The organism is Myxosarcina sp. GI1(2024), from assembly GCF_053543375.1.
In genome coordinates this window covers 721,394-734,463 of record NZ_JBKGTY010000001.1, presented here as the reverse complement: position 1 = coordinate 734,463, position 13,070 = coordinate 721,394, and the positions used below count along the sequence as shown (strand labels likewise).

Annotated in this window: 11 protein-coding genes; 2 read left to right on the top strand and 9 right to left on the bottom strand. The window is 40.5% G+C overall.

Going from position 1 to position 13,070, the window contains the following annotated elements:
- Positions 1-2 precede the first annotated feature (2 nt).
- From tmk to pilM, 8 genes are all read right to left on the bottom strand, one after another.
- Complete coding sequence (tmk, locus tag ACLFKQ_RS03615; RefSeq protein WP_448998524.1) at positions 3-623, bottom strand: dTMP kinase; 621 nt, start codon at positions 621-623, stop codon at positions 3-5.
- Between the two features lie 25 nt (positions 624-648).
- Positions 649-2,106 carry a dihydrolipoyl dehydrogenase family protein gene (locus ACLFKQ_RS03610; RefSeq protein WP_448998523.1) on the bottom strand — a complete coding sequence of 486 codons (1,458 nt, stop codon included), beginning with the start codon at positions 2,104-2,106 and terminating at the stop codon, positions 649-651.
- 73 nt (positions 2,107-2,179) lie between these two features.
- Positions 2,180-3,259 carry a threonine-phosphate decarboxylase CobD gene (cobD, locus tag ACLFKQ_RS03605; RefSeq protein WP_448998522.1) on the bottom strand — a complete coding sequence of 360 codons (1,080 nt, stop codon included), beginning with the start codon at positions 3,257-3,259 and terminating at the stop codon, positions 2,180-2,182.
- A 22-nt stretch (positions 3,260-3,281) separates the two neighbouring features.
- Positions 3,282-3,560, bottom strand: a complete 279-nt coding sequence (locus ACLFKQ_RS03600) for an HU family DNA-binding protein (protein ID WP_448998521.1) — start codon at positions 3,558-3,560, stop codon at positions 3,282-3,284.
- Positions 3,561-3,962: 402 nt separating this feature from the next.
- Positions 3,963-6,536, bottom strand: a complete 2,574-nt coding sequence (locus ACLFKQ_RS03595; RefSeq protein ID WP_448998520.1) for a secretin N-terminal domain-containing protein — start codon at positions 6,534-6,536, stop codon at positions 3,963-3,965.
- 57 nt (positions 6,537-6,593) lie between these two features.
- Positions 6,594-7,334 carry a type II and III secretion system protein gene (locus ACLFKQ_RS03590; RefSeq protein WP_448998519.1) on the bottom strand — a complete coding sequence of 247 codons (741 nt, stop codon included), beginning with the start codon at positions 7,332-7,334 and terminating at the stop codon, positions 6,594-6,596.
- Positions 7,331-8,080: a PilN domain-containing protein gene (locus tag ACLFKQ_RS03585; RefSeq protein WP_448998518.1), complete on the bottom strand. Its 750-nt coding sequence runs from the start codon at positions 8,078-8,080 to the stop codon at positions 7,331-7,333. Before ACLFKQ_RS03585 ends, ACLFKQ_RS03590 begins: the two co-directional genes overlap by 4 nt.
- A 48-nt stretch (positions 8,081-8,128) precedes the next feature.
- Positions 8,129-9,235, bottom strand: a complete 1,107-nt coding sequence (gene pilM, locus ACLFKQ_RS03580) for a type IV pilus assembly protein PilM (RefSeq protein ID WP_448998517.1) — start codon at positions 9,233-9,235, stop codon at positions 8,129-8,131.
- A 418-nt stretch (positions 9,236-9,653) separates the two neighbouring features.
- On the opposite strand from pilM, the gene ACLFKQ_RS03575 reads away from it, so the two are divergent.
- The gene (locus ACLFKQ_RS03575; RefSeq protein WP_448998516.1) at positions 9,654-10,955 is read left to right on the top strand and encodes an ABC transporter substrate-binding protein; all 1,302 of its coding nucleotides are present in this window, start codon (positions 9,654-9,656) and stop codon (positions 10,953-10,955) included.
- A gap of 134 nt (positions 10,956-11,089) precedes the next feature.
- Here the strand turns inward: ACLFKQ_RS03575 and ACLFKQ_RS03570 are convergent, their stop codons facing one another.
- Positions 11,090-11,911: a fatty acid desaturase gene (locus tag ACLFKQ_RS03570; RefSeq protein ID WP_448998515.1), complete on the bottom strand. Its 822-nt coding sequence runs from the start codon at positions 11,909-11,911 to the stop codon at positions 11,090-11,092.
- A 276-nt stretch (positions 11,912-12,187) separates the two neighbouring features.
- On the opposite strand from ACLFKQ_RS03570, the gene ACLFKQ_RS03565 reads away from it, so the two are divergent.
- Positions 12,188-13,036 (top strand): polysaccharide lyase, encoded by an 849-nt coding sequence (locus ACLFKQ_RS03565; protein WP_448998514.1) that lies wholly within the window; start codon positions 12,188-12,190, stop codon positions 13,034-13,036.
- Positions 13,037-13,070 lie beyond the last annotated feature (34 nt).

Genomic DNA, 13,070 nt, shown 5'->3' with positions numbered 1-13,070 from the left:
TGCTACTTTTTCTCAATGTATTCAACAATTTGTTTGTGAATCTCTTTAGGCGTTTTAGTCGCATCAATTTTTAATAAAGCTCCTTGGTAACTATCAAATATTTGTTGATAATTTCGAGTGACTTTAGTTAGCTTTTCTCGGGTTTCATATATTTCTTTTGAAGAACGGTGGTTTAATCTATCTAGAGATACTTCAATCGGAATTTCGAGATAAACTGTAAGATCGGGATTGGGAAATCGAGCGTTTAAACTGCTGACGAATTCAAACTGTTCTTTAGTGTCACAGTTATAAGCTAAAGAAGAAAAATAGTACCTAGAGCTAATAACATGAATCTTATTGGCAATTAAGCTAAAAACTCCATCGATATCGTTATATAAATGATCGTGGCGATCGGCGGCAAATAAATAAGCCATTTGTTCGTCAAATAAATCGCGATCGCGACTGAAAATAATTCTTTGTTTTAATGCCTGTCTAATTAAATTACCAATAATACCATTAGAAGGTTCGGGACTGATTACTGCACGCTCCCCTAGATTTAAAAAATAATTTAATAACAACTCTGCTTGAGTCGATTTACCACAACTGTCTATTCCTTCAAAGACGATAAATAGTTTTTTGTACATTAAGATAATGGTCGAGAGGCGAATACTAGTTTTTCCAATTTTTCCTAAAACTAAACCAAGTTTCTAAAAAATTTAGCAAAATGGGATTTTGTTGCATTTTTTGGAGATAATAATTAGCTGCCGCCTGTTGCCAAATTTCAGCCAAACTAGGATAGACATTGGGAAAATTTACCTCTAGTAATCCTGCTAGAGAATTGCGATTAAGTTTTATCTTATGTTGCATTGCTATAGCGATCGCACCAATTAATTCCGTAGCGCGATCGCAGATGAGAGTACAGCCGAGAATTGCGCCATTTTTATTGACTAATAACTTACACAATCCTGTAGTCTCTCCTAAAATTCGTGCTCGGGCAACCCCATTTAAATCTAGCTTGACTACATAAAGATCTCGGTAATTAATTCTCGCTTGCGCTTCTGTCATACCTACTCTTGCTATATTGGGTTGAATAAATATTGCCCAAGGAAGATAGTAATAATCAGTTTTAAATCGAGCTATAAACAAAGCATTTCTTAAAGCTATATTTACCTCATAGCGAGCGATATTTTTCATGGAATAACCGCCGAGAAGATCGCCGCAGGCATATAGATCGGGATTGGTAGTTTGCAGTTTACTATTTACAATTAAGCGATCGCGATTGTATTTAACCTCAACTCCTGCCAAATTTAAACCATCAATATTAGGTATACGGCGATCTCCAAAAAAAATTAGCTCAGTTTCAATCGCTCGATCGCCAGCCTGTAACCATTGAGTTCCTGCTATTTCTTTAATTTGGGTTACTGGAGAGTCAGTTAAGATCTCGATACCTTCAGCTTCCAACTGAGCTTGAATTAACCTGGAAGTTTCTGGTTCTTCTTGGGGTAAAATTCGCCGCTCTTTGAAAACTAAAGTAATGTCTTTATCGAATCTCGCTAGAGTTTGAGCCACTTCCAAACTCAGTAAAGAACCACCGACAATAGTTATGCGTTGGGGCAAAGTTTCTAGATCTTCCATCTGCCAAAGATCCTCGAGAGTAAAATAGTTAGTGCGATCGATTCCGTCTATCGGCTCAACCGAGAATTTAGCTCCAGTAGCTAGTAAGTACTTGTGCGATCTTAACTTTCTGTTGCTGGTGGTAAAAGCCAGTTTGGGTAATCGACAAAATTCCCCTTTGTCTAAAATTACGTCTACTCCCAAGGCTGCCAAACTAGCTAGAGAATGTTCGGCATTGACGGTGGCATTAACAATTCGTCCCCAGTTTCTCGCTTCAGTTAAACAAGGATTGGGTAGATTATCAAAAGCGATCGCCAGAGGATTTTTTCGTTGCCAGTAATGCCAACGAGCTACTTCGTTAATGCTATGACCGACGAGCGAGTTATTATCTAAATATTCAGCCTCACTTTGAGTAACCAAAGCAACACGTGCTTGAAGATGAGCAGCAGTAGCAGCAGCGTAAATTCCTTCCCAACTGCTACCAATTACTACTAAATTGTAATCTACTGCCATAGCTTAATTCACAATTTTTAACCTAGATTAAACGATAGCAGTTTTGGGAATTCTGTTTCTCGGTTCTTAATTCTCAACCCCTTAAGATTCTGGCGATCGCGTCAACTAACTGCTGATTTTCTGCTGACAAGCGAACTGCTACTCGAAAATAGCGATCGCCTAATTCGGGAAAACTGAGACAATCTCGGATTAAAATATTGTCTTCTTGCAACAATCGATACTGCAGTTGAGTACAAGATATTTCCGCTTTTACCAATAGGAAATTTGCCGCGCTTTTTAGTGGCTGTAATGAGGCAATCTCAGACAAACCGTGAAACAATTGCGATCGCGCTCTTGGTAGCCATTCCCAGGTTCGCTGCTGAAATTCTCGATCTTGGAGAACCGCTTCGGTAACTACCGCAGCCAGACTATTTACCGACCAAGGATCGCGCCATTTTTGCCAACGTCGCAGTCTTTGGGGATGAGCGATCGCATAACCGATACGCAAACCTGGTAGACTATAGAATTTAGTTAAAGAACGTAAGATAATTAAATTGGGAAACTCTGCGATCTGAGCAATTAAACTCTGTTCGCGATCGCTCGGTAAAAAGTCCATAAAGGCTTCGTCTACCACAACTAAAGCAAATCTCTCTAGGTAAGGCAAGAGTTCTGCTCTCGTCCATAATTTACCCGTCGGGTTATGAGGATTGTTAATCATTATTCCCGATGCCGCAGTAGGGGCAAACGACTGTTTGCCCAGATTAAACAACGGTTGTTTATCGCGCTCCAATTCAGTTAGAGGGCGAGTAACAATGTTAGCCTCAAAAGCCGACAATGCCCTCTGATAGTCGCCAAAGGCAGGAGTTACTAAATAAGTAACTTGCTGTTGCGCTAATTCTCTTGCCGCCCAAGTTAGCAACTCTGCCGAACCATTACCGGGCAAAATGTAATCGGGACTCAGGTTATGATACTGCCCCAAAACCGAGCGCAACTGAGAATACTCTGGATCGGGGTAGGTTCTTAGTCCCTCGATATTTTGGGTAATTGCGGCAGTAGCACTTTGAGGCGGCCCCAGAGGGTTAATACTAGCAGAAAAATCCCGAATAGCAGAAACCGGACAGCCTGCGATTGCGGCTGCCCAAGCTAAGTTTCCACCGTGTTTCGGTCTAGTCAAGAAAAAGTAAATGCCAATCTGGCTATTTAGGTGCAACCTTGTCTTTAAATAGCTTACCGGCAGAAAAAGCAGGTACTTGAGTCGCAGGAATTGACATTTTTTCGCCAGTCTTAGGGTTACGTCCCTCGCGTTCCTTGCGATCGCGGCGTTCGAAAGAGCCAAAACCTACTAAAGTAACTTTATCCCCTTCGGAAACTGCTTCCATAATAGTTTCGATGGCAGCAGTTAGAACTGCGTCAGCTTGTTTTTTAGTAACGGTCGCTTTTTGAGAAATGCGATCGACTAATTCACCTTTATTCATTTAAAAATCTCCTTTTTGTGTTTAATTTTGGCTTATTTGAGTCAGAGGTTACTGCGCAGACAAGCTCAACAGCCTCCTCTGACCGTTGGTAAATTAACCAGCCTAATTTATAGCATTAGTAGAGAAAAATCCCCACAATAACCAGAGACTGTGTATTTTACTGCCTTATTCTAAGCTCTACTCGTCAAATATGGATCGTCAAAAGCATTAATTTATATAGATTTCAACAATTTTTTCGATTTCGAGCTTAAAATTAGTCACAAATTAGGAGATTCGTACTTATGTACTTATCTCCCTAAACCCACCAATTTTGGGGACTTTGAATATATTTCCCCCAGATTTGGGGAGTCAGGGGGGCAAAATTTACTAGAGTAATTAAATCCTAAAAATTTTTAACTTAAGTTAAGGATTTCCAGGCAGTTCAACTCCTCCTTCTCTAAGAACTTCGCGGCTTTCTTTGCCTGGAGTGTAATTGTAGCCAAAATTACTATCCTCATCTACGATTTGAGGAGTCAGTAAGACGATTACTTCTGCCCGTTCGTTAGCTTTATCCGTGCTTCTAAACAAAGAACCCAGTAAAGGGATATCACCCAAGATCGGTACTTTCGATACAGTCGTTCTTTCTTGGTCTTGAATGATTCCCGACAGAATCAAAGTCTGACCATCTCGTAGGCGAACCAAACCTGAACTAAGTTCGCGCTTACTCAACAGATTTAGTATATTAGTCGCACCACCACCACTATCAAATTCTTGCGTCTGACCGACAGAACTTACAGTAGGACTAACAGACAGAGAAATAAAGCCATTATCGTCGATTCTTTCAATATTTACCGTAAGCACTACACCTGCCTCACCAATAACTGGAGTAATCGTTCTCGCGCCGCTTTCCGCATCGATGCTAGTTTCCACACTCTCAACAATATTTTGAGCGAGTTTGACTGTCGCCTGCTGCCCTTCTTGTACCATTAAAGTCGGATCGGTGAGAATTTTAGCGTTACCACTGCTAACTCTAGCTTCTAGGAGAGCGAGGAATTTATCGGGGTATTGAAAGAGACCGGGTAGAGATAGGGTTGCGGTACCATCTTCTCCTCTAGTGAAAGTAGTTTCCACTCCTTCTTCAGTTTCTGTAACTGTTATTTCATCAAAACCCGCTCGGGTAAAATCTGTCAGACTTGCAGTAAAGGGATCTTCTGAAATTCCTGCAACTCTACCAAAAAAGTTGCCCGTTCCGCGTTCTCTAACGATTTGACCGTCATTAATCAAACCAGGAGTCGTGCCCGGAATAGAAAAGCTATTGTTGGGGTTATTCAGGTCAATAAATGTCTCCGCACCTGCAAAAGGATTAGTAATTACCGGGGGGTTTGCTGCGCGTCCAGTATGAGAGCTAATATCTCCTGATGTCGCTGGACTTCTCTCGCCAAATCTTAAAGTAGCAGAACCATTATCCTGCACGAAAAAACTATCATTAACCCCAAAAGAAAAACTGCTGTTAAAAATGTCTTGATTGAGTAAGTTAACATCAACCACTTTGACATTAACTGCTACCTGACGGCGACGAGCATCTAACTGAGTTAAATAAGAAGTAGCTATTTCTACTTTGCGGGGTTCGCCGACTAAAGTAATCGAGTTGAGGCGGTCATCAGTAGACACCTGTAGTCCTTGAAGTAATAGTGCTTGCATACCGTTTTCATCTTCCAAACTGCCGCTTAAATCTTCTAAGGTAGCTGGTAATTCAACTCTCTGAACGACGCGCCCAGTTTCGGGATCGATGGTTTCTTCTACTTCTGTAGTCAATCTTTGACCTTGGGCTCCTAAACTTGCTAAATATAGAGCTGCATTCTCAGCACGAACCTGGTTTAAGCGCAAAGTACGGCTAACTAAGTTCCGAGCTTGGGTGGGTAGTCGATCGCTAATGTAAATGATATTGCCTTTACGGTTGGCATTCAAACCAGAAACCAAAAGTACTGAATTAAAAGCTTCTTGTATGGATTGATTTTCTAAATCTAAAGTAATCGTGGGTCCAATTACCTCTCCTTCTTCGTTAGTTTGAGCTTCTTCTTTATTACTCAGAGAAAAGACAATATCTAAACCAGCCGTACGAGCCAATATGGAAAGGACTTCTCTAACAGGTGCATCTCGTAAGACTAAACGCGGTACGAGTGTATCGGTACCCAAATCTACGAGATCGGGACTGGCATCGATATTAGAAACTGCCATATCTCCTACGGGAGGAGCGACGGCTCTGGGTAAGGTAGGAAGATTGGAAGACGCGCCTGGCAAGTTGTTGGGGGTTCCCCCGGTAATTTCAATATCGGGGTTGGGAACTAAAACGTCAGGACTGGTATTATTCTGGACGAGGTTGGGATCTATTGGGGCTGGTTGTGAGTTGCTGGCGGGAGGATTCTCTACACTGTCATTAATAGTAATTTCTGGTGAGGTATTTTGAGCCAATTTAGTAGTAGGCTTGAGCTCATTTTTATTATGGTCATTGCTGCCAAAAATAGAGCGATAGGTTTGTTTGAGGCTCTCGATCGCTTGTCTGCCTAACTGCTGCAATTTATTTGCTTCGGGCGATCGCTCCAAACTCAGAACCATCTCTTTGCCCTGCTGTTGTAAGTCAGGTTCCACTGCTAGTTCCTTCTCAACAGTGAATACAACTCGGGTATTTTGGTTATCTACCTTGGCAACTTCTATGGTGGCAATACCTGGAAAAGGATTTTTTTGGCTGAAACTATCGCCTGTGGGCAAATTCAACTCTGTATCGAGCAGATTGGTTTCAATAGTATTGTCGTTACGAACGGTGAAGTAAGATGCCCGAGCATTACCTTGAGTAGTTAGTTTTAGTTCGAGCTTATTATTTAATTTTTCTAAATTTATTCCCGTAATTGAATTCTCGGTAGCAAACCCAGGTTTTGCTACCAACAGTATTGCTGTTAATCCCGTTACCCAAGAAAGGGGATCGCGATAACTATTCATAATTTCTCCTCAACCTAATACTGATAGCGAATATCTGTTTGCAATAAAAAGATGATGTTACTGTTGGGTTTCTTGTTCGGTAGTTGCTTCTTGAGCTGCCTGCAGTTCTTCTTCGGTCAATGGCAAGATAGCGTCTAGTTGTATTTGAGTTTGTAATTTTGCTTCTTGTTGGGGCACGATTTCGCCGCGATCGCTGGTTAGAACTACCGTCGGCTCTTCACTGACAGTAGAATTGATGCTTTTTATCAACAATAAAGGTTGTAATCTTTCTATATCTCGTAAAATTCCTTTAGTTTGAGCGAAAGTACCTTCAATAGACAGAGATATTCCCTTTCGCTTGAGTTTACCCTCCAAACCATCCCCCAAAGAACTATCTTGGACGATGTTCGTGCCGCTGTCGGGTTGATATTGCAGTAATTTTCCTTGATTGGCGACGATAAAGCTATTCAAATCGAGTAACAAGGTGTCTAAGTCACTTTCATTGGCAAACATAGCTATAATGCTATCCTTAAGAGCTTTTTGGCGTTCCAACTCTTGGTTTAGCTCGGCAAATTGCCGTTGCAAATCGCCAGTTTTAAGTCCTTGTAATTGTCCTTCGGTTTGTTGCTGCTTATCCTGAACTTGCTGATATTGTTGCCGTACTGGGGCAACCATATTGAAGTAAATATATCCCGCACCGACTATTCCTAAAACTGCCAGAGCAATTCCCGTAATTTGGGGAGTAAAAGTAATCCCAAAGGCAGAAGGATAGTATTGTTCTAGTTTTTCTTCATCAAGAAAATCACCTGTAAAAGTCATTTGGCAATCCCTCCTAGACCTTCTAAGATTTTTAATCTGGTAACTACTCCAACCGAACCCTTATTATTTATTTCCTGAATTAATTGAGAAGCAGGAGTATTGCTCAATTGAGCCGAGATCGTATATTTAACCCCTTGAGGTACGATCAATGAGGCATTTTCCGGTAATTCTGGTTCTCCTTCAAAATTGACCGGTATTTCAGTGGTGCTGGCACCGTTTAAAGTGATATTTCCTCCATCGAAAAAAGGCGATCGCGCCAGAAACAGCATGAAATCATTGACATCGTCGTAAGATTTGGCTATTCCTGACAAATTGATTCCCAGATTCCCTTGCGAACCCGTCTGCTGAATTGAATTTACTTGAACTCCTGGAGGAGTGCGATCGCTAACTACCTGTAAAATTGCCGCCCAGGGTCGAATCTTTTCAAATACGCCGATAAAAGCTTGAGTGTCGGCTGCTGCAGCCTCTACCTGTTGCTTTATCTCTTCGATTTTGGTATTCTGACTGCCAAGCTCGGCAATTTCTCCTTCTAATTGCTGAATTTCTCCTTCAAGTTCGGCAGTTCTAGCTTCTACGTGTTTGAGATAGCTAAACATTAGCAGAGGCAGAATTAAAGCGGCTGCCGCTCCTGCAGTGATGGGAACTTTATCCGAAAGAGATGAGGGATCGGTTAAAGTCTTGGTAGAGGTTTCTGCAGTTTTTACTAAATCTCGGTCTTTAAGAAAATTAATATCTAGATTGTACATAACAGATCGATACTGGCTTTTAGCAGTTGTTAATGGCAAAATTATTGCTTAGCTGTTTCGCATTCCCAAACCTAAAGCAATACCCAAACCGGGTCGCTGGGGAGGTGACACACTATCATTTACCTCTAGAGCTAAAGCCATCACGGGATCGACCCGCATTGCAGGTAAATTCAATTTTTGAGTAAAAAACTCATCAATTCGTTCGATCGTCGCACCAGGTCCTGCTAACAGCAGTTGAGCTATTTCTAAATCTTCACTTTGATTGAGATAAAAATTAATCGAACGCCCCAGTTCGTCGATCAACTCTTTTAATACTCTCAGGACAGCCGAGGTGCCGACGGACAATTCCATGTTTTGAGCTTCGGTGTCATCGTGTATATTCGCCATTAAATCGACATTTTGCAGTAGCTCTAAATCATCTGAAGTCTGGTTACTGCCCATTGCTTGGGATATTGAAGCATACATCTGTTCGATACCGATAGGTACAGTTCGAGAAAATTGCGGTACGCCCTCGACGATAATGGCAATTTCCGTACTGTCAAATTCAATATCGACCAAAACGACACCCTCTCTGGAACCGAACTGCCGCAGTTGTTCTCGAATGGTTCGAATTAGAGCAAAGCTGTTAATTTCTAGAACGATGGTTTGTAAATCTGCTTGCTCGAAAATCTCTAGATAGAGGTCGGTAACTTCTCTTTTGGTAGCTACCAATAAAACGTTAACTTTTTCGATCCCGTCTTCATCCATAAAGTAACCTAGCTTGGCATAATCGAGATCTACTTCTTCTCGTGGATATGGCAGATACATTCCCGCTTCATGAACTAGAACCATATCTTTTAACTCTTCTTCGTCCAATTCGGCAGGAACTGGAACTATCCGAATAATTGCTTCTCGCATCGGCACGGCGGTGAAGACTTGTTTAGCTCTAATATTATTGGCTTTAAGAGTGTCTTTAATTAACTCTGATAGAGTTAGAGCATCGACAATTTGTCCGTTTTCGTATACTCCTTGAGGAACTTTAGCCGAAACGTTTTTCAGCAGCTTATACTTTTGCCCTTGTTTGGCTATCTGAACGATATTAATCTTGCGGGGATTTATCTCAATACCAATACTGTTACTCTGTTTGCTAAAAATATTGGTTAAGTATTGGAGCATATGCTTATCTTTAATAATATTATTTCTAATAGCAAGGGACTTAACTCGAACAAAGCGAGCGGTTAAGCGAGGCAATTGCATTAGCTAAACTTTGTTCCTCATCCCTTTAAATAGCGGTGGCAATAGACAAAGTTTTTAGCCAATTTTTGACGAAGTCACTATAGAATACGCTATAAAAAGACGCAAGAATTGCGACTTGTCAAAAAGCCACACATAGGTTAAACACACGCTCGAACGAACTCGATTTAATGTCTAGCTATCTCGGATATTCTAGCTGCTAAAATTTATTTTCAAGATAAGTGGTTGTACTGAAAAAAAACAGATCTATTATTTTAAGTTTGGTTAATAATACTTACCTTTATTGTTTATTATTACTCTGTAAAATATAAATTTCGTTTATTTCTAACTAGCTCAAAAAATGAAGAATATTTTCAATTGTCAAAGATTTGGTTGGTGGCTGATATTAGGAGTACTAATTAGCTGGTTATTTAGCTGTAGTCCGAGCAACAATATTAGTGCTCCAGAACTTGAGTTTTGGACGATGCAGCTCAAACCGCAGTTTACTCAATATTTTCAAGAACTAAACGATAATTTTGAAACTAAAAACGAACCAGTAAAATTGCGTTGGGTAGATATACCTTGGTCGGCAATGGAAAGTAAAATTCTTACTTCTATTTCGGCAAGTACCGCCCCAGATGTAGTTAATTTAAATCCTAGTTTTGCCTCCCAGTTAGCAACTCGTAATGCCTGGATAAATCTTGAAGAAGCAATTTCGCCCGAAGTAAAACAAACTTATTTACCTCAAATTTGGCAGGCTAGCAGTATAAAACTATGCCAGGAAAATAGTTGTAAAAATACTACCTTTGGACTACCCTGGTATTTAACTACTCGCATTACTATTTACAATCAAAACCTACTACAGCAAGCAGGTATTACTCGACCACCCGAAACCTATGAGGAGTTAGCTGAAGTAACCAAGCAAGTTAAAGCAAAAACGGGAAAATATGCTTTCTTTACCACTTTTGTTCCTGGTGATTCGGGTGAAGTTTTAGAATCTTTGGTACAGATGGGAGTAAAGTTAGTAGATGATGATGGCAAAGCGGCTTTTGATACTCCGGCTGGAATAGCAGCCTTTGGTTACTGGGTAGATTTGTACCGACAAAATTTACTGCCTCCAGAAGTATTGACCCAAGGACATCGCCACGGCATCGAACTGTATCAGGCAGGAGAAACAGCACTACTAGCTTCTGGTGCAGAGTTTTTAGAGGTAATTAACAATAATGCCCCGACAATTGCCGAAGTTTCCGCTGCCGCCCCCCAAATTACTGGTAAAACTGGTAAAAAGAATGTAGCGGTGATGAACCTGGCAATTGCTCGTAGTAGCGATAAATTGGATGCAGCGTTAAAGTATGCACTTTACGTTACTAACACCGACAATCAAATTGCGTTCGCTAAAGAAGCCAACGTGCTTCCCTCTACTGTCAAAGCAGTAGAACGATACATTCAAGATTTAGAAAGCCAGGAAACCACCACGACTTTAAAACGAGCTCGAAAAGTGAGTGCAATTCAACTAAAAGATGCACAAGTTTTAATTCCAGCGATGGACAATTTACAGGTACTGCAAAAAGCAATTTACGAAAATTTACAGGCGGCAATGTTAAATGAAAAAACTGTAGAACAAGCAGTTAAAGATGCTGCTGCAGAATGGAATAATAGTTAATCGGAATTATCGGACTGGTGTCCGAATCGCCAGTCCAATCGAGGTTGAAACAGCTTAGCTTTGAGATAAGATAAGACAAAAAATAAGAAAGATCGAGGTTTGGGCAACGAGCTTTTTGTTTTAACTTTAATTGTTTAATTGTTAGTAAGAGTGTTAGTAGGAGAGCGATCGCTATCTATTTTAACTACAGCCTTTGCCGTCTGGTAGCAGAAGAGCTCGTGACGAGCTACAGGCAAACTGTACCAAGGTAAATTGGGGTACTGATGATGCTCACAATGGTAATCGAAGTGATAACAGGCGATAAACGACCAAAACACTGAATAATTGCTGCTGATAGCCTGATGACGATCTCTTTTGCCTGAGGAAGTTTTTCTGTGGGGTAAAAATATGCCAAAGGTAAATAGCTGTAGAGAACTAATTAAAATGGGAATGACCCAAAATAAAAATATGTTGCTCAGGCGAATGTGCAGAACCAAAAATATCCCGAAAATTACTGCCATTCCGACGAGCAAAATCCAAGCCTGTCTACCTTGTAAATATTCTTTCATGAATTTGCCGTACCAGAGGAGAAAATTGTTTTGCTCCGATTCATGATAATCTGGGTCTTTCTCGCTGGCAGGATAGCGATGATGGAGCATATGGTTTTTGGCTAAAAGCTTGTATGGCAACAGTGCATACAGAAAAGACGAGATATAGCCAATAAGATCGTTAAATTTTCTATTTGGACTAACAACTCCGTGTATTGCTTCGTGAGTAGTAATAAAAAGTCCCGTGTGTAGAAAAGAACGCAAACAAACTGCCGCAACGATCCATAATAGGGGAGCCGAGGAAATATCGATCGCCATTAGTCCGATCAGACTACTAAACCATAAAAGTATCAGAATAATAGCTACATCCTCGCCAATTCGAGAATTAGTTTGAATCTCAGTTGGTTCTGGTGTCGATACATTTTGCATAGATTGGTTATAACATTTTTTTACATGGATCTTCTTCTTAACAAAACTTAATTTTTTGACAACACTGTCAAAAGATACATACATTGGGTTGCTGGACTAGTCAAGAGACAATTTTTACAACCAATTTATAAGAAAAATAGAGCCTCGCTGTCTACCCTCTTCCTGTTTTGGCAAATTAGGGACATATTCGACTGAGCAGATCGCAATTACTGAGTGCCGATCTTCAAAAAGCGAGAAATTTATCTATCAGTACACAGACTACTTTAAATGAGTATTATGAAAAACATCTCTAAAAAATTACAATATGCAGCTTGGGGATTAGTAGGCGCGATCGCATTACTAGCAATCTGGAGTTTTATCGAACCTCTTAGTTCCAACGCCATCTCAGTAGGATTTGAACAGCATGCTAATAATACGATCTATAGCACTGACGTACAAAGACAAGATTGGGATGCAAAGTGGTCAATGTATATGGATAAATACTCTATGATTACCAATGAAGATGCTCACTCTGGCGATAAATCCTTAAAAATTACCTATCCCTCAAACGCTCAATCGAATGTGGGTGCAGAATGGCAAATTCCCAGTCAAAAGGAATACTTTCTTTCTTATTGGGTCAAGTTCGATAAAGATTTTGATTTTGATGGTTCCAAGTATAGTGGAGGAAAACTACCAGGATTGGGTGCCGATGGTCTTTGCGCCGGAGGCAATAGTTGTAATGGCAATAATGGATTTACTTCACGGTATATGTGGAGAGAAAATGGAAAAGCTGTTCTGTATTTATATCACATGGATAAACCAGGAGCATATGGAGAAGACATTTTACTTAAAGGAAGCGACGGCAGTGATAAATATTTTGCGCGAGGTAAATGGCATAACCTAATTCAAAGAGTAAAAATTAATGACGGCAATCAGTCTAATGGAGAAATAGACGTTTGGATGGATAAAGAGCAAGTACTTTCCAGGGACAATCTCAAATTTGTAACTAATAATCAGGGCATCGATAACCTATTTTTCAGCACTTTTCATGGTGGCTCAGGCAGCGACTGGTGGCCAGAACGTGATGTTAATGCATACTTTGATGACTTTGTTGTTTCGACTAATGCTGCTGATGTAGGTTTATAGTCTGCTAAGAGGTAGTGCTAAAAATGTAATGATG

Bases quoted from the DNA above. Each gene is read 5' to 3' on its own strand.
- tmk (WP_448998524.1), bottom strand. From the start codon at position 623: ATGTACAAAAAACTATTTATCGTCTTTGAAGGAATAGACAGTTGTGGT.
- ACLFKQ_RS03610 (WP_448998523.1), bottom strand. From the start codon at position 2,106: ATGGCAGTAGATTACAATTTAGTAGTAATTGGTAGCAGTTGGGAAGGA.
- ACLFKQ_RS03600 (WP_448998521.1), bottom strand. From the start codon at position 3,560: ATGAATAAAGGTGAATTAGTCGATCGCATTTCTCAAAAAGCGACCGTT.
- ACLFKQ_RS03595 (WP_448998520.1), bottom strand. From the start codon at position 6,536: ATGAATAGTTATCGCGATCCCCTTTCTTGGGTAACGGGATTAACAGCA.
- ACLFKQ_RS03590 (WP_448998519.1), bottom strand. From the start codon at position 7,334: ATGACTTTTACAGGTGATTTTCTTGATGAAGAAAAACTAGAACAATAC.
- ACLFKQ_RS03585 (WP_448998518.1), bottom strand. From the start codon at position 8,080: ATGTACAATCTAGATATTAATTTTCTTAAAGACCGAGATTTAGTAAAA.
- pilM (WP_448998517.1), bottom strand. From the start codon at position 9,235: ATGCTCCAATACTTAACCAATATTTTTAGCAAACAGAGTAACAGTATT.
- ACLFKQ_RS03575 (WP_448998516.1), top strand. From the start codon at position 9,654: ATGAAGAATATTTTCAATTGTCAAAGATTTGGTTGGTGGCTGATATTA.
- ACLFKQ_RS03570 (WP_448998515.1), bottom strand. From the start codon at position 11,911: ATGCAAAATGTATCGACACCAGAACCAACTGAGATTCAAACTAATTCT.
- ACLFKQ_RS03565 (WP_448998514.1), top strand. From the start codon at position 12,188: ATGAAAAACATCTCTAAAAAATTACAATATGCAGCTTGGGGATTAGTA.